Genomic DNA, 23,001 nt, shown 5'->3' on the forward strand with positions numbered 1-23,001 from the left:
CTGCAGTGACGCAGAAGGCGTCATTTCCTTGCGCGAAGACACGCCCATCGAAGACTCTGGGCGTGGCACCCGCGGTGAGCAGTCATTCAAAGCAAAGAGGTGCGTCGTGGGACGCACCTCTTTGCTTTGTCAATCTATTCGTCGGGGATTAGATTTTCTTCAGGGCCGCGAGCATTTTGCGGGCGCGGGTCAGATCGCGGTCGCGGGAGGCGACTTCGTGGTCGGTCCGCGCCTTGCGGGTCCTGGCCTGCTCCTGCAACTGCAGGGCTGCTTCCTTGGACAGCTTGTCGGCGGGGAGGCAGCGGTCGGTCAGCAGGGTCACGACGGAATCGCGGACCTGCACGAAGCCGCTGTCGATGAACAGCGTTCTCGAGGTGCCATCGGTGTGATCGATGTAGAGATCGCCGCAGCCGAGCCGGCCGATCATCGGCAGCCGGCCCGGCAGAACCCCGATCTCGCCGTCGAACAGCGGAAACCGGAGCGCTTCGACGGTCTCGTCGAGCACGGTCTTCTCGGGAGTCACGACGATCAGTCGCAGAGTCTTGCCGGCCATCTCGCCCACTTCCTTCCCGGCCGCCCAGCCGGCGGCCCCGTCAACTGCCTCAGACAGACACGGACTTTACGCCTTGGCCATCGCCGCGGCCTGCTCGGCCGCCTCTTCGATGCCGCCGACGTACATGAAGGCCTGTTCGGGGAGGTGATCCCACTTGCCGTCGCAGATTTCTTCGAAGCTGCGAATCGTTTCGGCGAGGGGGGTGATCTTTCCCTTCTTGCCGGTGAAGGCTTCGGCGACGATGAACGGCTGCGAGAGGAAGCGTTCGATCCGGCGAGCCCGGTGGACGATCAGCTTGTCTTCTTCGGCGAGTTCGTCGATGCCCAGAATCGCGATGATGTCCTGCAGTTCGCGGTAACGCTGCAGAATCTGCTGCACCCGGCGGGCCACCTTGTAGTGGTGCTCGCCGACGATCTGAGGATCGAGCACGCGGCTCGACGAGGCCAGCGGATCGATGGCGGGGTAGAGCCCCTTTTCCGCGATCCGGCGTTCCAGGTAGATGAACGCGTCGAGGTGTGAGAACGCGGTTGCGGGAGCGGGGTCGGTCGGATCGTCGGCGGGGACGTACACGGCCTGCACCGAGGTAATGGCCCCGCGCTTCGTCGAGGTGATCCGTTCCTGGAGGGCGCCCAGTTCCGTGCCCAGCGTCGGCTGGTAACCCACGGCGGAGGGCATACGTCCGAGGAGGGCGGAGACTTCGCTGCCCGCCTGGGAGAAGCGGAAGATGTTGTCCACGAAGAGCAGCGTGTCGGCGCCGGTGGCGTCGCGGAACCATTCGGCCATTGTGAGGGCCGACAGGGCGACGCGGAGACGGGCCCCGGGCGGCTCGTTCATCTGGCCGAAGACCATTGCGGTCTGCTCGATAACCGACCGGCCGGTGCTGCCGATTTCGGTCTCCTGCATTTCCAGCCAGAGATCGTTCCCTTCGCGGGTTCGCTCGCCGACGCCGGCGAAGACCGAGTAGCCGCCGTGCGAGCTGGCGATACGGGCGATGAGTTCCTGCAGAATAACGGTCTTGCCGAGACCGGCCCCGCCGAACAATCCTGCCTTACCACCGCGGACGAACGGAATCAGCAGGTCGATGACCTTGATGCCGGTTTCGAAGACTTCGGTCTTCGAGCTGAGGTCTTCGAGAGCGGGGGGATCGCGGTGAATCGGCCAGCGTTCTTCGGCGGCGACTTCGCCGCGGCCGTCGATGGGGTCGCCGAGCAGGTTGAACACGCGGCCCAGGGTCGCTTTGCCGACGGGGACGCTCACAGGAGCGCCGGTGTCGACGACTTCCATGCCGCGGACCATCCCGTCGGTCGAGGCCAGGGCGACGCAGCGGACGCGTCCGCCGCCGAGATGCTGCTGGACTTCCCCGGTGACGCGGATCTTGACGCCCTTGATCTCGGTTTCCACCTTGAGGGCGTTGTAGATCTCAGGCATCTTGTCTTCGTCGAACTCGGCGTCGAAGGTCGAGCCGATGATCTGGGTGACGCGGCCGGTATTGGTTGAGGTAGCGGTTGTCATGTGCAGCCTTTTTCCGAATCTGTGTTCGCCACCGCGGTTGGGGGCGAATCGCTTATCGCTTATCGCTTATCGCCGGAAGAAGGCTTCAGCCGTCGTTGGATCGACTGGCGAAAAGCAGTCAGCAGGCGACCTACATCATTCATCAGTTTTCGAACGTCCCGCAAATCGTCATCACCGAAATACCCGAGCTGGCACGCTAACTCGAAGTGAGTATCCAGCTCACTGAGGGAGCCGCTCGCAATCGCGAGGAAATTCAGGAAGACTCTGGATTGACCTCGCCCTTTTCCTTCCGCAATGTTCGCCGGAATCGACGCTGCCGCCCGCTGGATCTGCGAGATCAAGCCGAACCGCTCACACTCCGGCAATCTCCGAACCAATCCGTAACTTAAAACCGCCAACTCCATCGACTTGCGCCAGACAATCAGATCGCGATGATTCTCGCTCTTCATTTCTGGCGATCCACGATCAGCGATCAGCCGTCTTCGTTACTCCAGGGCCGCTGCTCCCCCGATGATTTCACTCAGTTCTGATGTAATTTGCGATTGACGGGCCCGGTTGTAGTTCATGCGGAGCGAGCGGATCATGTCGTCCGCGTTTTCGGTTGCGCTCTTCATGGCGACCATCCGGGCGATCTGCTCGCTGACGGCGGAGTCCAGCAGGCATTTGAAGAGCCGCGCCTTGAAGGAGGCGGGGACGATCTCTTCGAGGATCTCTTCCGGGGAAGGGAGAAACTCGTAGTCGACATTCCGGGCGCTGGCGCCGGGCGAGGAACCGGTTCCGGCCCCGAGCTGTCCGATGGGAAGGAGGGTCTCGACGACCGCTCGCTGCCGGGCCATCGATTCGAACTTCACGTAGGCGACGTCGAGCCGGTCGAGCTTGCCGGAGATGTAGGCCTGGATCAGCCGGCTGGCGAGCTCGTCGACCTGCTCGAAGGTCGGCCGATCCTCGAAATGCGTGTACGTGGCGGCGACCGGGACCTTCTGGAACTTAAAGAAGTTGATGCCGCGCTTGCCGGAGACCTCGATCTCCAGATTCAGGCCGGCGCCGCGAAGCTCGGCTGCGCGGTGCTGCGCCTGGCGCAAGACGCCGCTGTTATAGCCGCCGCACAGTCCGCGGTTGGACGTGAGGGTCAGGAGGATGGCGTTGGACTCGTGGTCGTGCTTCTGGAGAAGCGGGTGGCTGACGGCGCTGCCGGACTTCGCGAGGGTGTCGGAGAGATCGGCCACGATCTCCGAAATCTTGCGGGTATACGCCGCCGCCTGAGTCGCGCGGTCCATGGCCTTCTTGAACCGCGCGGTCGCCACGAGCTCCATGGTGCGCGTGATCTTGCGGATGTTGCGCACCGCTTTGAGCCGCTTGATGATCGCCCGAGCTTTCGCCATCGTTCGTCCGCCAGAATCCCGTTGGGTCTCAGTCACTCAATCCGCACTGCGGGCGATCGGCCCGCAGCGAGGCTACTTCGTGGTCTTCGCGGCGTAGCTGGATTCCCAGCGCTTCACGAATTCGTCGAGGGCGGCCCGGAGGCTGGCTTCGGCGTCGGCGCCGAGTTCTCCGGACTGCGCGATGGCGTTGCGAACTTCGCTCTTCTCGTCGGTGAAGAATGTCAGCAGGACCTGCTTGGCCTCCTGGACGCGATTGACTGCGACCTTGTCGAGGTAACCGCGGGTGCCGGCGAAGACCATGATCACCTGGTCGGCCATCGACAGAGGCTGATACTGCGGCTGCTTGAGAAGTTCGACCATGCGATAACCGCGGTCGAGCTGCTTCTGAGTGGCCGGGTCGAGTTCGGTGCCGAGCTGAGCGAAGGCTTCGAGTTCGCGGAAGGCGGCGAGGTCGAGCTTGAGGCCGCCGGCGACCTTTTTCATGGCCTTCGTCTGGGCGTTGCCGCCCACGCGGGAAACGCTGATACCGACGTTAATGGCGGGGCGGACGCCCGCGAAGAAGAGGTCGGGTTCGAGGTAGATCTGTCCGTCGGTGATCGAGATCACGTTGGTGGGGATGTAGGCGGAGACTTCGCCTTCCTGCGTTTCGATGATCGGCAGAGCCGTCATCGAGCCGCCGCCCAGTTCGTCGCTCAGGCGGGCGGATCGTTCAAGGAGGCGGCTGTGGCAGTAGAACACGTCGCCGGGATAGGCTTCGCGACCCGGGGGACGCCGCATGAGCAGGGACAACTGGCGATAGGCGACGGCCTGCTTGGACAGGTCGTCGTAGATCACCAGGGTGTGCTTGCCCTGGTACATGAAGTGTTCGGCGATCGCCGCCCCGGCGTAGGGGGCGATATACTGCAGCGGGGCGGGGTCGCTGGCGCCGGAGGCGACGACGATGGTGTAGTCGAGGGCGCCGTGCTTGGCGAGGGCTTCGACGACGGCGCCGGTGGTGCTGGAGCGCTGGCCGCAGGCGACGTAGACGCAGATGACGTCGCCGCCCTTCTGGTTGAGAATGGCGTCGACGGCGACGGCGGTCTTACCGGTCTTGCGGTCGCCGATGATCAGTTCGCGCTGGCCACGTCCGACGGGAGTCAGGGCGTCGACCGCGATGATGCCGGTCTGCAGCGGCTGCTTGACCGGCTGGCGGGCGGCGATTCCGGGCGCGAGCATTTCCAGCGGTCGCGACTCGGAGGCGACAATCGGCCCCTTGCCATCGAGCGGGTTGCCGAGCGGGTCGATGACACGACCGAGGAGGCTGTCTCCGACGGGTACGGAGAGGAGCTGTCCGGTGGACTTGACCTCGTCGCCTTCGGCGATCTTCAGGTAGTCGCCAAGAATGATCACCCCGACGGAGTTCTCTTCCAGGTTGAACACCTGGCCGCGAACGCCGTTGGAGAATTCGACCATTTCGCCGGACATTGCCGAAGACAAACCGTAGACCCGCGCGATGCCGTCACCGACTTCAACGACCCGGCCTACTTCGCTCGTCTGGAGCTGTCCGCGAAAGTCTTCAATTTCCTTCTGGATAACTGAAGCGATCTCGCCCGCGTTGAATTTCATTCACACACCTCTCGCGCAATCGGGCGCGAAGTTGCTTGATCCGGGTCCTGAGCGAACCGTCATAGACGGTGTCACCCACACGTATAACCATCCCGCCCAGGAGAGCGGGATCAACGGTTGCTGTCATGATGGGTTCGGCGGCCAGAGCTTTCGCCAGGGACTGCCGAACCACTTCGAGCGTCTCCGCGGAAACCGGCAGAGCCGTCGAGATCTGCACGCGTCGTTCGCCGTGCCGTTTTTCCAGTTCTTCCTGAGCCATTGCCTGGACGGCCCGCAGGACGTCCAGCCGCTGGTGCCGGGTGAGAACCCGGAGGAAATTCGTCAGGAGCTCCGGGCATCGCGGAGCGATCACGCGCTCGATGATGCCCAGCGTGTGTTCCATGCTGACGAGACCGGAGGAGAAGAACCCGCGGAAGCGGGGATCGGTCTGATCCAGTTCGTGAATGAAACAGGTCAGATCGTCCATGGCGGTCTGCGCATTCTCCACGCCCGCCGCATCCAGGTACGCTCTGGCGTAGACCCGGGCCACAGACCTCGAGCCGGGATCTTCCAGCACCGTGGTAGGACGTGTAGAGTGTGAATCGGCCATGCTCAATCGACCTCGAAATCCTGTCGGCAATCACCACCGAAGATCGAAACTCAGTTCCGACGGACGTTCAACTGATCCAGAGCCTCACGAATCAGGCGTTCGTGATCCTCGGACTTCAGGCTGCGCTGGACGACCTGTTCGGCGGCGGCCATCGCGTTCGACGACACGAAATCGAACAACTCGGACAGGGCGTGATCCTTCGATCGCTGAATGTCCTCGATCGCCCGACGACGGGTCGTTTCGGCTTCCTGCTGAGCGGCGGCGACGATTTCCTGCTTCGTCCGGTCGGCATCGCGCCGGGCCTCGGCCAGGATTTCGCGAACCTCGTCCTGAGTTTTCGCCAGCCGGGATTCGTAGTCTTTCAGCAGTTGTTCCGCTTTCAGACGCTGAGCCTCGGCGTCGGAAATATCCTGCCGGATTTTCGCTTCGCGCTTTTCCAGCCCCGACTGCAGCGGCCCCCAGGCGTACTTGCCCAGCGCCCCGAGGAAAATCAGGAAGGTGATGAGCTGCCAGGTGGCCAGGTCGACAGAGGGGACGAGGCCCGGGACGGCTTCGTCGGCATGTTCTCCGTGCCCGGCCGCTTCGCCTTCGTGCTTGTGGGCGGGGTCCGCCTTCCCGTGGTCTGCTTCGGCGCGGAGCATCGCCGGTCCGCTCGCCAGGCAACAGGCCAGCAGGAGCAGCGACGTCGCCACAGATTTCTTCAGGCGCAGAATCATCGGAATACGTCTCCGCAGTCCACCGCACGACGCTCGATCGTCGCAGGAAACGAACACCATCAATCGACCTGACAGATGCAGGCCGATACGGACTAGGCAATCAGGCAAACGAGGAGTGCGAAGAAGGTCGCACCTTCGATCAGCGCGGCCGCGATGATCATCGCGGTCTGGATCTGGCCGGCGACTTCCGGCTGGCGAGCCATGCCTTCGACGGCCTGTCCGCCGATCCGGCCGATCCCCAGTCCGGCGCCGATGATGGCGAGGCCGGCGCCGATGCTGGCTCCGAAGAGCGGTGCGGCGGCGGCCACTTCGGCGGCAGCGGCGTCCTGGGCCATCGCGGGGGCGGCGGTCAGGAGGAGGGCGAACAACGACAACGCAACGATTTTGAGACTCTGACGCACTTCTGATTCTCCTGGTACTCTGTACCGAGCCAAACAAAACCCGGAAGATTCGTCGGACAGTCGCCGCGCGTCTGAACCACTCAGCCACGGCTGCCCGGGGAACATCACCAACTTCCCGCGTTAGTGCGGGTTGACAGCAGCCCCGATAAAGAGGCTTGCCAGGAACGCGAACACATACGCCTGCAGGAAGGCGACAAACAGCTCCAGCAATCCGATCAGAACCTGGCCGATCACGCTGGCTGGAGTGACCAGATACCACAATCCGTAGGGCTGATCGGCCGAGACGGCAATGAATCCGAGAATCACCCCCAGAACGGTGTGCCCGGCCAGCATGTTGGCGTAGAGACGGACGGCGAGGACGAAGTGCTTGATCAGGAGGCCGATGGCCTCGATCACCCAGACGAGCGGGATGATGATCATGCCCATGATACCGGGGAGTTCCATCGACGGCGCGATCGACTTCAAAAAGCCGGCGAAGCCGGACCTTTGAACGCCAGCGATCACCACGGCGGCGAAGACGGCGATGGCCAGAATGCCGGTGGTCGAAGTATCGGCGGTGGGGGAGCCGAGAAACGGGATCGCGCCCAGCAGGTTGCAGAACAGGGTGTAGAAGAAGATGGTCCAGACGAACGGCAGAAACTTGTCGGCCGGATGCGTGACATCGACTGGTGCAGCGTGAGCTCCGGCAGCGACCGCAGCGGGATGTTCGTAGACGGAGTGGTGGGCGGCGTGGCCGTCACCATGACCGTGGTCGTCGTGAGGAACTCCGACGGCGGGCCTGACGACTTCGTCCCGGATGAAGAGGGCCAGCAACTCCCAGAAGTTCCACCACTTCCCGCGGGCCGGCTGGCCGTCGCGGATCCGGGCGGCCAGGCCGCGGAAGATGACGAGAGCCAGGAGTCCCGCCACTACCTGCAGGACCATATACTTGGTGATCTGCAGGCCGAAGATCTTCGGCAGCGTCAGCGCGTCGTGACCGACGATCTCCATCACAAACCGCGGCAGCTCAAAAGAGGCCGAGTCGCGTACGTGATGAAAAGGATCTTGGGCAGACATTCACGACCCCGTTGAATATCGCGTGACCGGTTTCGGAGAGACTTCAAGCGGCAGCCTGCAACTTGACTCGACGTACGAGGAGGTACGTCTCAGCTCCGAGCGAAACCAGATAGAATCCGACCAGCCACCAGACAAACGGCTTCGGCCCGAGATCGGGACGGAGCCACGAAACGACGGCGATGCCGACGCCACAAAACGCCAGCCGCAAAACCATTCCAACAACCACAGCGGCCAAGGCCGCGGCGGGAGCACGATACACAGCCGGAACGATCAACGCGAGCCACCCGGGGATCAGACAGATAACCAGCGAGAAGCCGGTCAGCTCGACCCCGGAAAACCCATGCAAACCGCAGGAAATCGCGCCGGCCAACACCCAGAAGGCCAGCATGAAACCTGTCAGTCGCGAAGCATCGCCCCAGTACGAACGCATTTCCTGCACCCGGCCCGCCCCGACGTCATTTCAACGACGAAGCGAGATCACTTTTCGGCCCGTGCGGCGTCTTTGGCGAGCTGCACGAGCGCCAAAGTCCCCGTCAGGAACCCCAGCAAAGCGCCAACCACCGTGAGCCAAGGCTCCGTGCCCCACCTGCGATCCAGCCACCACCCGAAACCGACGGGAACCGCGAACTGAAACCCGATCGAAGTGATGCGGGATGACCACATCATTCCCACTGACAGCGGGGATCGTCCGGATTCAGCCACGACAGACGCCGAACTCAGGAGCCGGCAAAGACCTCCGACCAGCAACGGTCGGCGGCGCGACGACTTGACTTACGGACTCGTAACACCGGGGACTCTACAGGGGCCACTTTCCGAAGTCAAAGCCGTCAAAGGAGCACCGGCGTTTTTCTCAGTTGGGAGAATGAAAAGCCAATTTCCGCACGGGAGACGGTCGGGAATGCCGTGCAGTCCGCCGCGGAAGCTGTGAAATCGGCAAATGAGGTCGGGTGTAGCGGTCAGCAAGCCTTCGGCGGATGCGCCAATCGCGCAGCAATGGACTGCGGATACTGCCAAACCGGGCAGAAGTCGCAGGGTTTCGGGTCAAGCTCGCCTTGCGAATCACCGTCCAGTCCAGTATATCATAATCAGATTCGTTGATATCTGCAGTCGCTGATCCTCTTCAGCATTGCACGGAATGAGCCCAAGGGCCGGGGCCACCGTGGCTGGCGACGGTCTCAAAACTGAGACAGCCGGCCAACGAATCCAAGGCTGCTGTCCTGCAGTCTGGTCACGGACGACTGAACGTTCCTGTCTGTTCACCCTGCGGTGGATTCACGGCACGCTACGGAGTTCGAGACGATGACGCCGGACAGCCTGAGTACATACACCAAAAAGAAGCTCACCACTCTCGCCCTCAGCCGCGGCGTCTCCGGCGCTCATGCACTTCGCAAAGAGGAGCTGATTGCCGCCATTCTGACCAACAAGAAGAAGCCTTCCGGAGGTGCTCGGTCCAAGCCCCTCGAGTCCGAGCGTGCCGCGGCGAGTCCGCGCGGCCGGGCAACCACCCGTTCCACCGGATCGACGGCGGCAGCCGCTTCACGAGCTGCCGGGAGCGAGTCGCGGGGAACGGCAGCACGGAGCAGCCGAGTTCTGCCCCGACCGGCAGCGAAGCTGGCGGGGCCGCCGGCCAGCCGCCTGAAGGCGGGGGCGGAGCGAGGCCCGGACGTGATGGACCTGCGACCGCTCGATCGGAACTGGGTTCAGATCCGCTGGCAGATCTCGGCGGAAACGCTCCGGCGGGCGCGGACCTCCCTGGACTGGGAATTCCATAGTGCTCGGCCGGTGCTGCGGCTCATCGATATCACCGAACAGGACGAGCGGCAGACGGCCGCTGTCCGCGTGACTGATGTCGAACTGGATGGGGAGGTCACCGGCTGGTGCCTCCGGATTCCACATCCGTCACGCAAGTATGCAGTGCATCTGGGGCTGCTGGCGGATGGAGGGCGGTTCCATGTGCTGGTCCGATCGCGTCCGCTGGTGATGCCGGACCACGGCGCCGTTGCAGTCCTGCTGCAGCCCGAAGAGTCGTCGCCGAGGAACCTGACCTCGGTCGCCGATTACGATGCGGACGACGAGCCGCGCGCCTGGTCGGCCGCGGATCTGACTCCGTTGCAGCTCAAGAACCTCGCGGCGGCGCGCTCGAGCCAGACGCCCCCCGAAGGGTCACGAGATTTCCATCTCGTGGTGGGAGCCGATCTCCACATCCATGGCTCGACGCATCCCGAAGCGGCACTGACGTTGCTCGGCAAGCGGGCTTCGGTCGCTACAGATGGTCGGTTCCATTTGCGGATGAAGCTGCCGCCGGGGCGGCATGTGATTCCCGCCGTCGCGACGACTCCCGACGGGACCGAGGAGCGGACGTTTGTGCTTGCCGTGGAGGTGACGGCCCGGGAACTCGAACCGCGACTGATCGAAGAAGTTCCGCGGTGATCTCGCGATCGACTTATCCTCAATCGCGGGCCGGGGCGCACATTTTTGCGATGGTCACTCGCCAATCATCGTCGGCCGCTGGCGCATACAGTCGGACGATGGTCATGGAAAGTCCACGACCGGGAGCTTCCCGGCACCTGACCGAGATTCGGCGAAGTGGCCGCCGCGCTCCGACGAATCTCCGGCGACCGCGGGCGAAGCCATGCCGCTGAGGCTTACGACGGACGAGGACGTCCATCGTACGGGGATTTCGCGGGGGGCGTCTCGACCGGGGAAGACTTCCCCTGGCATCAACACTTGCGGCCCGCCCATTGGCAACTGCACTCAGCGTTTCCTGCGGTCGGTGTCCATCTTGCCATCTGCGGGGTCGGGCGATAGCATCGAAGTTGAGCTCTTCGGAGTTCATGAAACCTCTGCTGTGTTCGATACGGGCATTATGCGTTGACCCTACAACTTTTTCAGTGGGGGTCGGATTCGCTCGGCCGCGTGTATATCCGCGGATTGCTTCGGCGATCCCCGGCTCACACAACCCGGGCAATCGGCTCCCTCCTGGACTCTTCGGGTTCAGAACCTTAGCGCTCGAACGGCATTGGCGGAGGTTTCTTTTTTATTATGGGCCTCTTCGACCGGCTGGAAGCCCGGCAGCGCGACGCGGCCAAGCCGCTGGCGGCCCGCATGCGGCCGAGGTCGATTGACGAATACGTCGGCCAGCAGCACATCCTCGGCCCGGGCAAGCTGCTGCGGCGGTTGCTGGACGCCGACCGGCTGCAATCGGTGGTCTTCTACGGTCCGCCGGGAACGGGCAAGACGTCGCTGGCGGAGATCATCGCCCGGCATACGCGACGGACGTTTCGAGCCTTGAATGCCGCCGCAGCCGGGGTGAAGGAACTGCGCGAGATTCTGGACGCCGCCCGGGAAGCGGTTTCGGTCGGCGGTCCGCGGACGGTGCTCTTCATCGACGAGCTGCACCACTTCAACAAACAGCAGCAGAACGTGCTGCTGCCGGATGTCGAGAACGGAATTGTGGCGCTGGTCGCGGCGACGACGGCGAATCCGTTCTTTGCGCTGATCGCGCCTTTGGTGAGTCGCAGCCAGATCTTCGAGCTGCAGCCGCTGAGCGTTGAGGATGTCGAGGGGCTCAATCGCCGGGCGCTGGCGGATGTGGAGCGGGGTCTCGGCGATCTGCAACTGACGATCGACGACGACGCATGCCGATTCCTGGCGACGATCTGCGACGGCGACGCTCGGCGTTCGCTTGGCGCGCTGGAAATTGCAGCCCTTTCGCTACCGCCCGGAACGACGGCGATCGATCTGGCCGCGGCGGAGGAGTCGATCCAGAAGAAATCGATCCGCTACGACGCGGATGGCGACGATCATTACGACGCCGCGAGCGCTCTGATCAAGAGCATCCGCGGGAGCGATCCTGACGCGGCGATCTACTGGCTGGCCCGCATGCTCGAGGCGGGGGAAGATCCTCGATTCGTCGCCCGCCGCCTGGTGATATCGGCGTCGGAAGACATCGGCAACGCCGATCCGCACGGGCTGGTGCTGGCGAACTCGGCCGCGCAGGCGACGGAGTTTATCGGGATGCCTGAGTGCCGGATCATTCTGGCGCAGGCGACGACCTATCTGGCGCTGGCCCCGAAATCGAATGCGTCGTACCTGGCGATCGACGCCGCCCTGGACGATGTGCGGCACCAGCGAATTCTCCCGGTCCCGAACCATCTCCGCGACCGGCACTATCAGGGGGCGAAGCGGCTCGGACACGGCGAAGGGTATCAGTACGCTCACGATGCGCCCGACGGCTGGGTCGCACAGGACTATCTCGGGGTCGACAAGGCCTACTACGAGCCCAAAGACCGCGGCTTTGAATCCCGGCTGAAAGAGCGACTCGATCAATTCCGTCAACGACGCGCTGCGGCGAATGCAGCGGCTGAGTCGCCGACTCCGGAATCGACTTGATCCGGATTTCTCCCTTCCATCCCCCCCCTGGAGCGGCAGACCGCCGCGACTCTTCAGGACTATGTCGATCCAATCTCAAACCGCTTATCGGCCGCACGAGACGTCGCTGCACCCAGTCGCGGTTCATTCGCTGCGCTGGCTGGAAACGATCGTGGGTTTGCTGGGGCTCGGACTTGCCGTCACCCGGCACGGTCGCGAAGTCTCGGCGGCGCTGCCATCGCTGATGAACTGGCTGGTTGTGCTGGCGGTGGCGATTCCGGCCGCGGCAACGCTCGGTCGCTACTCCTGGAGCCTGGCTCGCAAGTCTTTTCTGCAGCAGAACTTGCCTCCGATGCTGCTGTCAGCGATCTGGCTCGCCGGACTGGTTACTGCCGTCGGATTGTCCGACGGAGTTCCCGAATTGCTGGGACCTCGGCTTCTGGCCTGGACCGAATTGATTGCGATGAGTCGGGGCGTGTACGAAATCTACGCGGTCGTCCGCGGCGCCGCCGACGCCGGATTGAATCCTGCGCTGGTGCTCGTCCTTTCGTTCGTCGGCCTGATCGGGATCGGCACGTTGCTGCTGATGCTCCCGCGGTGCCGTCCGGACGGGGAATTGCCGGCGGACTGGCTGACGGCGCTGTTTACCGCCACGAGCGCCTGCTGCGTTACAGGCCTGGTCGTGAACGACACCAGCGTCTACTGGAGCCGGACGGGGCACGTCGTGATCATGGCGCTGATCCAGGTGGGCGGTCTGGGGATCATGACCTTCGGCGCGTTCTTCGCCGTCGTGATGGGAAGCAAGCTCCTCGCCCGCGAGCATGCGACGATGCGCGATCTGCTGGAGTCCGAACAATTGGGGGACGTTGCCGGTCTGATTCGTTCCATTCTCGGTTTTACGATCATCATCGAGCTCGCGGGAGCATGCCTGCTGACGACGCTGTGGCCGGACCTTCCGCTGCTTGACCGCCTGTTCTATGGCCTGTTTCACTCGGTCAGCGCGTTCTGCAACGCCGGGTTCGCGCTGCGCAGCAACAATCTGATGGGATGGGAGCTGTCGTGGCAGGTCTGGGCCGTTTTCCCGCTGCTGATCATCCTGGGCGGCTTCGGATTCACGCCGCTGCGCAATATCTGGCACGTCGTCCGCTGGCGGCTGGGACTCCTGACGCTGGACCCCGGATCACTTCGTCCGCGGCTGACTCTGACAACTCGGCTGGTGGCGGTCACGACCCTCGGGCTGCTTGTCGTCGGTACGATCGTCCTGCTGCTTCTGGAATGGAATAATTCGCGACATCCACTGCCGGTCACCAATCAGATCGCCAACGCGTGGTTTCATTCCGTGACGCTGCGGACCGCCGGTTTCAACACGATCGATCACGAGCACTTATCACCCGGTTCCAAGTTGTTCGGAATCTCTCTGATGTTCATCGGCGCGTCGCCGGGGTCAACCGGGGGCGGCGTGAAAACGATTTCGCTGGCTCTCATCATTCTGACCCTCCGTTCGATCCTGCGCGGCCGCAACAACGTCGAGGTCTACGGCCGCACGATCCCGGAGACTCAGGTCTTTCGCGGCCTGGCGGTGATCGGGATGGGGCTGGCGACGCTGATGGCCGCCACGATCGTGGTAGTCATGATCGAAGACCGCGCCGATCGATTTCTCGATCAGGCGTACGAGGCCGCCAGCGCGCTGGGGACCGTCGGCGTTTCCGCGAACCTGACGCCGACGTTGAAACCCGCATCGCAACTGGTCCTGATTCTGACCATGCTGCTCGGACGGGTCGGCCCATTGACGCTGATCGTCGCGCTTGCCGGTCGCGGGAATGCCGCCCGCTATCGGTATCCTGAAGAGCGGATCGCACTCGGTTGAAATCGAGCGCGCCGCATGGTTATTGCTGCGGCGATTCCGACTCGTGTCCGGCCCCGATCACCAGCCCGCGGGAATCGACCGGCCGACCATCGAGCGTCGTCGCGCTGCCGCCGGCTTTGTAGACGATCGAATTCGGCCCGTGGACGCCGCCGGCAGTTCCGCGTCCGTGGTATTCGCCGCACTTGAAGGCGTCGCTCTGCACCTTGGGAGCCGCGCCCCGGCAGCCCGCCGGTCCGCAGACCAGGCCGAGAATCAGACCGGCTGCAGCCAGACGCCGTGATGACTTTCTGCAGAATTCGTCCATCGCAAATCCTCTTTGCAACACATCCAGCCCTGAATCCGCCTACCGGATCTGCGGCAATGCTCCGCCGTGAACCAGGGCATTGAAAACCTCCGGATCGAACGGATCGGCGGACTGCGGACGCGCCCCGGGAACACCATCATTCGTCGCAGCGAGTCCATCTGCCTCGGCGTCGGTCCGGGCAGCCGCCGCTGCGTCTGGCGCCGCTGCTGCGACTTCCGCTTTTTCTTTGACCGCGGACCTGGCCGCTGCTGCAAGCGCCTCGGCTTCGGCGTCGTAACCGCCGCGATCGCGGGCGGCGGCATAGACCCAGTCTCGAATGATCTCCAGTTGGCGCTCTCCTCCGGGGCCGCCGAAGATGGCCACCGAGCTCCCTCCGTGATTTCCCTGAGGGATGGTCAGCAACTGCGAATCGCCGGGGCGCTGCAGATCCAGGTAGGGACTCACCGCCGCCAGATTTCGCTCGGTATGGAGCCGATGGCTGTTGAGATTCGACCGCACATGGACCAGTCGGAAGGAATTCTCCGAAACGACGCCGTGGCAACGGGCGTTTCCGCACTTATTGACGAGGATCGGCTGCACGCGGGCCGTAAAGGTGGCGGCCGTTTCGCGGGAGAGGCTTCCCAAGGATTCCGCCTCAGGAACGAGATAGCCGTCGAGGGTGCGAGAGGGAGGGGGCGGCTCTTCGAGCCGATCGGGCTTCAGGACTTCGGCCAACTTCTTCAGCATCTGCCGAGCTTCGACGTGATTGGCGTCGCTCCGCAGCACGAGCTTCAATTCCAGGCGGGCTTCGTCGTAGAGCGAATACGAAATGCACCAGCGGGCCAATTCGATGCGACTCTCCGGCGTCACCGGTTCTTTCCGTGCATCTCGCTGCTGGCGGTAGATATCGTGCAGAGAATCGGCGACCAGTTGCACGTGTTCGTACGGCGCGTGGAGCCGCCCGTTCCGGCCGGTCACCAGGTAGCCCTGAGCGTCCTGCTGGACCTGCCCGGCCATCACCCGGCCGCTCTTGAGCAGGACGTAGCGGTCGACAGCCGGCGGCTGAGCCGAAAGCGATTCGCAGGTCGCCCAGACCGCAGCCACGACCGCCAGCCAATGCAGAATCTGGCGTTGCATCATGTTTCCCGCTGGCTCTGGGAGAAGAATTCCGACACTGAAGCGGACCGTATCTCCGGCCCCCAAGTGGGACAAGACGAGCCGGTCCGAACGACGACTTTCGGATGGCTTCGCAAACTGGAAACGGCCCAGCAGCGGCAAATTCCGCCGATCGCCGGACCGTTCGGGGCATCATGCTTGGCGGATCCCGGCAACCGCTACGGAACAATTGTCCGAAGCGAGCCCGATCCCACACTGCGGAGTCGACGAGGCAGACTTTTTGCCTATCGGCGATGGCGGGGCGAACCGGCCGGACGGTGACACTCTTCGGCCGTGCTTTTCGGCACCCAGCGGGCGAAATCATCAGCGGCCTCGCGAGCGGTCTCGACGGAGGGGGGGGCGTTGGTGCCGAACTGCTGCGCCACTGGCCGCCGGACGCGAGGCTGGTAGTCCTTCAGCGGGTCGGTCGTTTGTCGACCGCGCAGCCAGGCCAGTAGACTCTGTCGCTGCCGAGGGCGTTCGGTCCGGCCGCCCCAGGTGAAGAGCGTCACGGAGAGAAACACGAACATCGCCGCTGCGCCGGCGAGGGGCCAACCGGGCTTCTCGGCGACGGTGAGGATCAGGAGTGCGCACGCCGCCGCACCGAACAGCAGGACGACTGCTGTCGCCAGCAGGGCTACTGCGCTTCGACCGGCGTCGCGATTCGGGCGAAATGTCATCGACCGAGGGTCCTGTGACGGCTGGGAGACTCGTCGTACGGGGTTGAGGATACCACGTTGGGTGAAGGCGTCCAGACGGGAAGGCCGGGTATCGGGCATCGGGATTCGGGTATCGCAGACAAATTCGGTGCAGTCTCTGAGGATTTCTACAGAAAGCTGGCATTGTCGCGTGGGTTGGCGGCGGCGGCTATAATTCTTTAACTTTGCCGAAATCTACTGCTGGAAAACTGCTCCATGCCCCGCGTCGGCCTGTTTATTCCCTGCTACGTCGACCAGCTCTATCCCGACGTCGGCCTGGCGACCGTCGAACTGCTCGAACAATGCGGCTGCGACGTCGACTTTCCGACGGCTCAGACCTGCTGCGGACAGCCGATGGCGAACACGGGCTGCACCGAAGCGGCCAAGCCGCTGGCCCGGCGATTCCTGGAGATTTTCCGGGATTACGAATATGTCGTCGCACCGTCGGGCAGTTGCGTGGCGATGGTCCGAAATCACTATCACGACCTTGTGCACGAGCACCCGGACTTTGAAGCCGTCCACACCAAGACGTTCGAGCTGTGCGAATTTCTGACCGACGTTCTGAAAGTTGACGGCTTTCCGGGCTCGTTTCCGTATCGCGTGGGCCTGCACCAGAGCTGTCACGGACTGCGCGAGCTCCGTTCGGGCAAGTCGAGCGAGCTCAACGTGCCGGGCTTCAACAAAATCGGCGGGCTGCTGGAGTCCCTCGACGGTTTGCAACTCGTGTCGTTGCAACGGCCGGACGAGTGCTGCGGCTTTGGCGGGACGTTTGCCGTCTCGGAAGAAGCGGTCTCCTGCATGATGGGCCTCGACCGCCTGCACGATCACGAACAGTCGGGGACGCAGGTTCTGACCGCCGGGGACATGTCCTGCCTGATGCATCTGCAGGGGCTGATCGCGCGGCAGAAGAAGCCGCTGGCGGTGATGCACGTGGCTCAGATTCTGGCGGGGCGGAAACCTCAGTTGCCGGCGTAGACAAAGACTCCAACCACAAATCGCACGAATGGACACGAAGGAGTTTGACCAGGTTGTGAACGACTGAAGTCGAAGACGGCCGTCACAGCCGGCTACGGCAAGAAACTCCACCAGCGCCACTCGAAGCCAGAGAGACTGACTGAGAATTCTTTATGACTTCCGCAACTGCACACCGCGATCATCCGGAGACGGCCGCCGAGTTCGTCGCCAACGACGCCCGCGCGCACTGGCACGACCAGTCGTTGTGGTTTGTGCGCGCCCGTCGGGACAAGGCCTCACAGACTCTCCCGGAATGGGAAGAACTGCGAGAACGGGCCTCCAAGGTGAAGCTTCACACGATGTCCCGCATGGCGGACTATCTGGAGCAGTTCGAACGGAACGCAATTGCGCTCGGCGCCCAGGTGCACTGGGCCCGGACCCCGGCCGAGCACAACGAAATTGTTTTAGGCATCATTCAGAAGCACAACGCGACGCGGGTGGTGAAGAGCAAGTCGATGCTCACGGAGGAATGTCACCTCAATCCCTTCCTGGAGCGGAATGGCGTCGTGGTCACCGACACCGACCTTGGGGAGTGGATCGTCCAACTCCGCAACGAGCCCCCCAGCCACATCGTGATGCCGGCGATCCACATCAAGAAGGAAGAGATCGGCGAGCTGTTCCACGACCTGCTGGGGACGGAGAAGGGGGCCACCGATCCGCCGTATCTGGTCAATGCCGCACGGCAGAAACTTCGTGAACAGTTTCTGAATGCGGAGATCGGCTTGACGGGCGTGAACTTCGCCATTGCCGAGACTGGCGGCTTTGTGGTGTGCACCAACGAGGGGAACGCCGACCTGGGGGTTTCGCTTCCGAAAGTGCATATCGCCTGCATGGGAATCGAAAAGATCATTCCCAAGGCGGCGGACCTGGGATATTTCTTGCGTCTGCTGGGACGCTCGGCGACTGGGCAGCCGATTACGACGTATTCGTCGCACTTCCACGGTCCGAGACCGGGGGGGGAACTGCATATCATTCTGGTCGATAACGGGCGGAGCAACATTCTCGCCAGCCCGGAGTTCCGGCGGTCGCTGAACTGCATCCGTTGCGGGGCGTGCATGAATACATGCCCGGTGTACCGCCGCAGCGGCGGGCACAGCTACAGCACGACCGTTCCAGGGCCGATCGGCTCGATTCTGGCCCCGACCCGGGATGCGCAGGAACACGCCAGCCTGCCGTTCGCCTGCAGCCTGTGCGGTTCGTGCACCGACGTCTGTCCGGTCAAGATCGACCTGCACAATCAGTTGCTGACATGGCGGCGGGAGCTGGCGCTGAAGTTTCTGGTGCCGTTCGACAAACGCCTTGGTATGTCGCTCGCCGCAGCCGTGTTCGCTCGGCCGTGGCTGTATCGGGTGGGGGGAGCGATCGCCCGCCGGGTCTTCCCGTGGCTGCCGCGGATGCTTGTTTACAACCGCTGGAATCCCTGGGGCCGGCAGCGCGAGTTGCCGGAGATGCCCGCCCAGAGTTTCCGGGCGCTGTATGCCCGGCGTAAGCGGAACCACAAAGTCCCATCAGATCAGAAGCCTGCGTCACGATGACTATTTCCGCACGCGACTCCATCCTGGGTTCCATCCGCCGCCATCTGCCTGAGGCAGCGGAGCGTCCGGGGCACGACGGCCCGTGGATCCAGTACCCGGACCCACTGTCGCAGTTCGCGAGCGTCCTGGAGGCCATCGGCGGTCGCTGTGTCCGGGTCAAGGACGTCGCGGAGATCAACCAGGACCTGGCGACATTCCCTGTGTATGCGGCGGCGCGGATGATGGTTTCGCTGGTCCCGGGCGCAGGGCGTTCGGTCCGCGAAATGGCAAACGTCGCCGATCCGCATGAGCTGGCGGATGTCGACCTGGCGATTCTGCCGGGGGACTTTGCGGTGGCGGAGAATGCCGCAGTCTGGGTCACCGATGCGGCGGTGAAGCACCGCGTGATTTACTTCCTGAGCCAGCATCTGGCGCTTGTCGTTTCGGCCGGACAGGTCGTGCATAACCTGCACGAGGCTTATGCGAGGCTGACGTTTGACGCCGCCCGGTTCGGTGCGTTTATCGCGGGGCCTTCGAAGACGGCGGACATCGAACAGTCGCTGGTCATCGGCGCTCACGGACCGCGGTCGATGACCGTCTATCTGATGGAATAGACGCCGGTCGCAAGAAGGGGGCTCCACGAAAACCGGAGCCAACGAGCCTGTAGCGTCCGAAGTCGGGATGCTCGCAGGCCGCGGCAAATCGAACATGCCCACGCGGACGTGGGCATGTCTCTGATCCGCTGCAGGAAATCGACTTCCGGACTGCGCGACTACTTCTCAGCGAGCGCCTTCAGCAAGGCGGAGGCGTTGGCGACGCTGCCGGTTTGCTGGAGCAGATGTCGGGCGGTCTTGATGGCGTCGACCCACAGGGCGCTGGTGGTGATGGGATTATTCTTGGGCCCCATCTTGGTTTTCTTGACGCGACCATCGGCAGCCATGTTGGTCTTGGTCTTGATCATGTAGACCATGTTTTTGCTGATCGTGTGTCCGTACTCCTTCTTGACGGCATCAACGACTTCGGACGCTTTGGCGGCCGGCAGCTTTCCCAGCACCGTGCGAATTGCCAGGCTCTTGTTCGTCTTCGGGTCGCTACGATCTGCCCGCGCTGCTTTTTTCTTAGCCATTGTTTCTCTCGATTTTCTGGAATAGCAAACTGCCTACACAACGGAGAGAGAGTACGTATTTGTCAGTGGGGGGTCAAGGATTCTTGCAACTTCTCTTCACAAAGGCATACGGAATGCGTGACGTTTTCAAAACTGTGTGAGTTCTGCGATTCCGATAGCACGATGAAGAATCGCTCCTGCCAGGAGTTCATTTCGCAGTGCCAAGTTGCGACGGAATATTGAAGATTCAAGCAACAGACAAGGCTCTCTGGCGTACGGCGCCACTTGAGGTGAGTTGATTCCGGTTCGCCGCGCCTTACGTGAGCTTCGGGAGAACAGAGTTCTCATCACCGCAGGCTTGTCGATCGCCGACACGTTGCACGTCCGTCACGGATTCGCACTGGGAATACCTCCAGATTGCGCAACCTGGTCGACGATCTCGGTGTCTTCACAACTTCTTGATTTTTTCCCAAGGCGTCGCGAGAGGCGTGGTTCTGTTGCTCGGCCTGGCCGGCATTCCCGTCTTGCAGGCCCGTCGGCATCCTGCTAGACCCTGTCGGCGCGGACGTTCCGTACGGGATTGAGGTCGAAACAATCAGACAATCATCGAAGGACCGGGTGATGGAGCCGGTGCGGGCCGAATTGATGCCGGGAAGTTCCCTTGGGGCTTGTTTCCGGGAACGCGAGATCATGTTTCTCATCCTGCTGGTCGTCGGAACTTATTTCACCCGGCTGGATGCTCTGCCAATTCGGGGCGAGGAGTCCCGTCGGGGAGTCGTTGCTCTCGAAATGCAGAGGAACGGCGACTGGATTGTTCCGCGCTATCAGGGCAATCCGTTTTTCATGAGCAGCCGGCCGCCGCTCCAGGCATGGTCGATTGCGGCGTGCGGCTGGTTGCGCGGCGGGATCGATACGGTGGCAGTCCGGATTCCGAGCGTCGTGGCGCTGCTGGCTCTGGTGCTGGTGATCTACGTCTGCGCCCGCTCGTTTCTATCGCGACTGGGAGCATTCGCCGCGGCGGCGGCCTATCCCACCATGGGAAGTGTGCTGCAACTCGGCCGGCTGGGTGAAACCGACCTCCTGTTTACCCTGTTTGTGAGCAGCTCACTGCTGGTCTGGTACGCGGGCTACCTCCGGAAATGGCCGGCGGCCGGTGTCTGGGGGGCGGCCTATCTGCTGGTCGCGCTCGGCGTGCTGACGAAAGGACCGCAGGCTCCAGTCTACTTTGCAGCTTCGATCGGGCTCTATCTGTTCTGGGTTCGCAATCTGCGGTTTCTCGTTTCCTGGGGCCATGGGCTCGGAATCATGGTTTTCGCAGTGACCCTGGGCGCCTGGCAACTGCCGTATTTTCTGGAAGTGGGTGTTCGCGGCACGCGGCACGTCTATTTCGGCGATGTCGCCATGTACGGGCACGTTCACACATGGCAGCATCTCGCTGAACACATTGTGGCCTATCCCTTCGAGATTCTGGTCGGTTGCCTGCTGCCCTGGTCGTTTCTGCTGCTGGCCTACTGTCGGCGACATTTTTTGAGTCAACTCGGTGCGATGTCCGATGCAGTTACGTTTCTGACGTGCTCCATTGTGGCGACGTTTCCGTCGGTCTGGCTGGTGGCGGATGCCCGGTCACGCTTCTATATGCCGCTGTTTCCGTGCTTCGCACTCCTGTGCGCAATTGTCGTCGAGAAGCGTTTTGCTGCGGATGACGTGCGGCTCCAGCGATTCTGGGCGACGTTTGTCGCGCTGATGGCTGCCGTAGCCGCGGCGTCTGGAGTATTTCTCCTGGGGGCATCGCTGGCCGGTGAAGCTCCCTTTGACGTACCGACAGGCTCGGCGCTGATGTTCTGTCTGTTCGCCGTGACGTGCGCCGCGATCATGTTCGTTGTGCGCGGCGGCCGCACCCGACGTGAAGGGGCGATCGCGATCGCAACGATGGCGGGGTTCATCGGGACGGCGTTCGCCACTGTGACCACGGACGCCATGCGCCGGAACGCCATCGACAAAGAAACGCAGATGGCCCGGTTGCTGGAGCGACTCCCGGACGATGTCCGGCTCTACAGTTTCGGGGCCGTCAATCATGTCTTCGCCTTCTATCATGGCGGAGACATCGGCCACGTTCACTTTCCAACGCCGGAGACAATTTATCCGGACGACTTCGAATACTTCTGCTTCAACCTCATCGACTTCCCGCAGCAGGATTCGCTGCCTTTCCCGTGGGAGATCCTGGGCGTCGTCTCCTCGGGACGGAACCGGGACCACGAGTTGCAGACTCTGGTTGTCGTCGGTCGACGCGTCGAGGCCGGGGACCGCCCGACTCCCGATGCAATTGTGGCGACATATCGATCAATGCATGCCGGCGGGGCGCACGTCAGCGAATCGCTGGCCGATCGGGGCGAGTTGCTGCGGCGACAGTGAAGTCTGATGGCATCACTTTGCCTCGACTACTGGGACGCTTCGCCTTCCTCCAGGGAAGAGTAAACGTAAAACGCGGCGTTCTGGCCGAGATGTCGTCGTTCGACGCCAAGCGCCTTTCTGGTGGCCTCGGTGTACTTACGGACCTTGTCGCGATCGCGGTCGAAAAAGGAATCGGTCCCGTCGATCCAGGTGGAGCCAAAGATTCCGACTCGATCGTCACCCGCCCGTTTCCAGACGTAGACGTGAAACTTTTCGCTGTCGACAACGACCCCTTTCGCTTTGCCGGGAGCCTGGGTGTAGTAGAACTGGCGCCCATCCCCTCGGCGCGTGGGCGCGCCAGAGCCTGACTGTTCCGGGAAGCTCCGTCGACGCCACTTCTCCGACGATGACCTGCTCTTTCAAGTTCTGATCGAGCCGCCAGTCGGCCAGTTCCTGCTCGTCGGTCGTGTAGATGTGATGATTTCGAACCTTGTCGAAGAAGCGGTATAGCGGCTTGAGATCTTCGGGCCTTTCGTCGGCGCGCGCAACGACATGGTCGAGAGGCAGAGCGAAAGGAACAGCGGCACCAGTCCACGCATGATATGAGCCCCGGCGGCAAAACACCTGAACAGACTGTGCCATCAATATCAGTCGCGACGGACCGAGTCAACAGTTTCGTCGAACGCTGAGGCATCGTTCGCCGGCAGCCGCACCGACGACATCGCCCTGAACACAAGGCGTTTACGGCGTTTGCAGTCGACGCGAACGACTGGCGCGATCGGGGACTGT

General features: G+C 62.8%; 23 protein-coding genes and 1 other RNA gene. 8 read left to right on the forward strand and 16 right to left on the reverse strand.

Features of this window, described 5'->3' with window-relative positions; translation table 11 throughout:
• Window positions 1-148: 148 nt before the first annotated feature.
• The 11 genes from atpC to SH412_RS28600 all read right to left on the reverse strand — a co-directional run bounded on the left by atpC (window position 149) and on the right by SH412_RS28600 (window position 8,480).
• The gene (gene atpC / locus SH412_RS12130) at window positions 149-553 is read right to left on the reverse strand and encodes an ATP synthase F1 subunit epsilon (RefSeq protein WP_336523780.1); all 405 of its coding nucleotides are present in this window, start codon (window positions 551-553) and stop codon (window positions 149-151) included.
• Between the two features lie 66 nt (window positions 554-619).
• Window positions 620-2,065: a F0F1 ATP synthase subunit beta gene (gene atpD, locus SH412_RS12135; protein WP_336523781.1), complete on the reverse strand. Its 1,446-nt coding sequence runs from the start codon at window positions 2,063-2,065 to the stop codon at window positions 620-622.
• 59 nt (window positions 2,066-2,124) lie between these two features.
• A complete protein-coding gene (locus tag SH412_RS12140; RefSeq protein WP_336523782.1) occupies window positions 2,125-2,514 on the reverse strand; it encodes a four helix bundle protein in 390 nt (129 codons plus the stop codon).
• A 36-nt stretch (window positions 2,515-2,550) separates the two neighbouring features.
• Entirely contained in the window at window positions 2,551-3,447 is an 897-nt protein-coding gene (atpG, locus tag SH412_RS12145) for an ATP synthase F1 subunit gamma (RefSeq protein WP_336523783.1), read from the reverse strand.
• A 72-nt stretch (window positions 3,448-3,519) separates the two neighbouring features.
• The gene (atpA, locus tag SH412_RS12150) at window positions 3,520-5,052 is read right to left on the reverse strand and encodes a F0F1 ATP synthase subunit alpha (protein WP_336523784.1); all 1,533 of its coding nucleotides are present in this window, start codon (window positions 5,050-5,052) and stop codon (window positions 3,520-3,522) included.
• Window positions 5,003-5,641, reverse strand: coding sequence for an ATP synthase F1 subunit delta (atpH, locus tag SH412_RS12155; RefSeq protein WP_336523785.1), 639 nt, complete (start codon window positions 5,639-5,641; stop codon window positions 5,003-5,005). Before atpH ends, atpA begins: the two co-directional genes overlap by 50 nt.
• A gap of 50 nt (window positions 5,642-5,691) precedes the next feature.
• Complete coding sequence (gene atpF / locus SH412_RS12160) at window positions 5,692-6,357, reverse strand: F0F1 ATP synthase subunit B (protein WP_336523786.1); 666 nt, start codon at window positions 6,355-6,357, stop codon at window positions 5,692-5,694.
• A 92-nt stretch (window positions 6,358-6,449) separates the two neighbouring features.
• Window positions 6,450-6,692 carry an ATP synthase F0 subunit C gene (gene atpE / locus SH412_RS12165; RefSeq protein ID WP_419555805.1) on the reverse strand — a complete coding sequence of 81 codons (243 nt, stop codon included), beginning with the start codon at window positions 6,690-6,692 and terminating at the stop codon, window positions 6,450-6,452.
• Window positions 6,693-6,878: 186 nt separating this feature from the next.
• Window positions 6,879-7,814, reverse strand: coding sequence for a F0F1 ATP synthase subunit A (gene atpB, locus SH412_RS12170; RefSeq protein ID WP_336523788.1), 936 nt, complete (start codon window positions 7,812-7,814; stop codon window positions 6,879-6,881).
• Window positions 7,815-7,857: 43 nt separating this feature from the next.
• Window positions 7,858-8,244 (reverse strand): hypothetical protein, encoded by a 387-nt coding sequence (locus SH412_RS12175; RefSeq protein ID WP_336523789.1) that lies wholly within the window; start codon window positions 8,242-8,244, stop codon window positions 7,858-7,860.
• Window positions 8,245-8,291: 47 nt separating this feature from the next.
• A complete protein-coding gene (locus SH412_RS28600) occupies window positions 8,292-8,480 on the reverse strand; it encodes an AtpZ/AtpI family protein (protein ID WP_419555781.1) in 189 nt (62 codons plus the stop codon).
• A 633-nt stretch (window positions 8,481-9,113) separates the two neighbouring features.
• Here SH412_RS28600 and SH412_RS12180 point away from each other — a divergent pair.
• The 4 genes from SH412_RS12180 to SH412_RS12195 all read left to right on the forward strand — a co-directional run bounded on the left by SH412_RS12180 (window position 9,114) and on the right by SH412_RS12195 (window position 14,052).
• Entirely contained in the window at window positions 9,114-10,244 is a 1,131-nt protein-coding gene (locus tag SH412_RS12180; RefSeq protein ID WP_336523790.1) for a DUF4912 domain-containing protein, read from the forward strand.
• Window positions 10,245-10,651: 407 nt separating this feature from the next.
• A non-coding RNA gene (gene ssrS, locus SH412_RS12185) (6S RNA) lies at window positions 10,652-10,847 on the forward strand.
• A 9-nt stretch (window positions 10,848-10,856) separates the two neighbouring features.
• Window positions 10,857-12,206 (forward strand): replication-associated recombination protein A, encoded by a 1,350-nt coding sequence (locus tag SH412_RS12190; protein WP_336523791.1) that lies wholly within the window; start codon window positions 10,857-10,859, stop codon window positions 12,204-12,206.
• A 61-nt stretch (window positions 12,207-12,267) separates the two neighbouring features.
• Entirely contained in the window at window positions 12,268-14,052 is a 1,785-nt protein-coding gene (locus SH412_RS12195; protein WP_336523792.1) for a TrkH family potassium uptake protein, read from the forward strand.
• 19 nt (window positions 14,053-14,071) lie between these two features.
• Here SH412_RS12195 and SH412_RS12200 read toward each other — a convergent pair whose 3' ends face one another.
• From SH412_RS12200 to SH412_RS12210, 3 genes are all read right to left on the reverse strand, one after another.
• A complete protein-coding gene (locus tag SH412_RS12200) occupies window positions 14,072-14,356 on the reverse strand; it encodes a hypothetical protein (protein WP_336523793.1) in 285 nt (94 codons plus the stop codon).
• Between the two features lie 39 nt (window positions 14,357-14,395).
• Window positions 14,396-15,475 carry a hypothetical protein gene (locus SH412_RS12205; protein WP_336523794.1) on the reverse strand — a complete coding sequence of 360 codons (1,080 nt, stop codon included), beginning with the start codon at window positions 15,473-15,475 and terminating at the stop codon, window positions 14,396-14,398.
• Window positions 15,476-15,735: 260 nt separating this feature from the next.
• Window positions 15,736-16,170, reverse strand: coding sequence for a hypothetical protein (locus SH412_RS12210; RefSeq protein ID WP_336523795.1), 435 nt, complete (start codon window positions 16,168-16,170; stop codon window positions 15,736-15,738).
• Window positions 16,171-16,404: 234 nt separating this feature from the next.
• On the opposite strand from SH412_RS12210, the gene SH412_RS12215 reads away from it, so the two are divergent.
• The 3 genes from SH412_RS12215 to SH412_RS12225 all read left to right on the forward strand — a co-directional run bounded on the left by SH412_RS12215 (window position 16,405) and on the right by SH412_RS12225 (window position 19,330).
• Window positions 16,405-17,163: a (Fe-S)-binding protein gene (locus SH412_RS12215; RefSeq protein WP_336523796.1), complete on the forward strand. Its 759-nt coding sequence runs from the start codon at window positions 16,405-16,407 to the stop codon at window positions 17,161-17,163.
• A gap of 152 nt (window positions 17,164-17,315) precedes the next feature.
• Complete coding sequence (locus tag SH412_RS12220) at window positions 17,316-18,737, forward strand: lactate utilization protein B (RefSeq protein WP_336523797.1); 1,422 nt, start codon at window positions 17,316-17,318, stop codon at window positions 18,735-18,737.
• Window positions 18,734-19,330, forward strand: coding sequence for a LutC/YkgG family protein (locus SH412_RS12225; RefSeq protein WP_336523798.1), 597 nt, complete (start codon window positions 18,734-18,736; stop codon window positions 19,328-19,330). The genes SH412_RS12220 and SH412_RS12225 overlap by 4 nt, the downstream gene beginning before the upstream one ends.
• A gap of 158 nt (window positions 19,331-19,488) precedes the next feature.
• Here SH412_RS12225 and SH412_RS12230 read toward each other — a convergent pair whose 3' ends face one another.
• A complete protein-coding gene (locus SH412_RS12230) occupies window positions 19,489-19,842 on the reverse strand; it encodes a hypothetical protein (RefSeq protein ID WP_336523799.1) in 354 nt (117 codons plus the stop codon).
• 669 nt (window positions 19,843-20,511) lie between these two features.
• Between SH412_RS12230 and SH412_RS12235 the strand changes: the two genes are divergently transcribed.
• A complete protein-coding gene (locus SH412_RS12235) occupies window positions 20,512-22,233 on the forward strand; it encodes an ArnT family glycosyltransferase (protein ID WP_336523800.1) in 1,722 nt (573 codons plus the stop codon).
• Between the two features lie 216 nt (window positions 22,234-22,449).
• Here SH412_RS12235 and SH412_RS28605 read toward each other — a convergent pair whose 3' ends face one another.
• On the reverse strand, window positions 22,450-22,854 hold the full coding sequence (locus tag SH412_RS28605) for a hypothetical protein (protein WP_419555782.1): 405 nt from the start codon (window positions 22,852-22,854) through the stop codon (window positions 22,450-22,452).
• Window positions 22,855-23,001: the final 147 nt, after the last annotated feature.

The organism is Planctellipticum variicoloris (genome assembly GCF_030622045.1).
Lineage (GTDB): Bacteria > Planctomycetota > Planctomycetia > Planctomycetales > Planctomycetaceae > Planctellipticum > Planctellipticum variicoloris.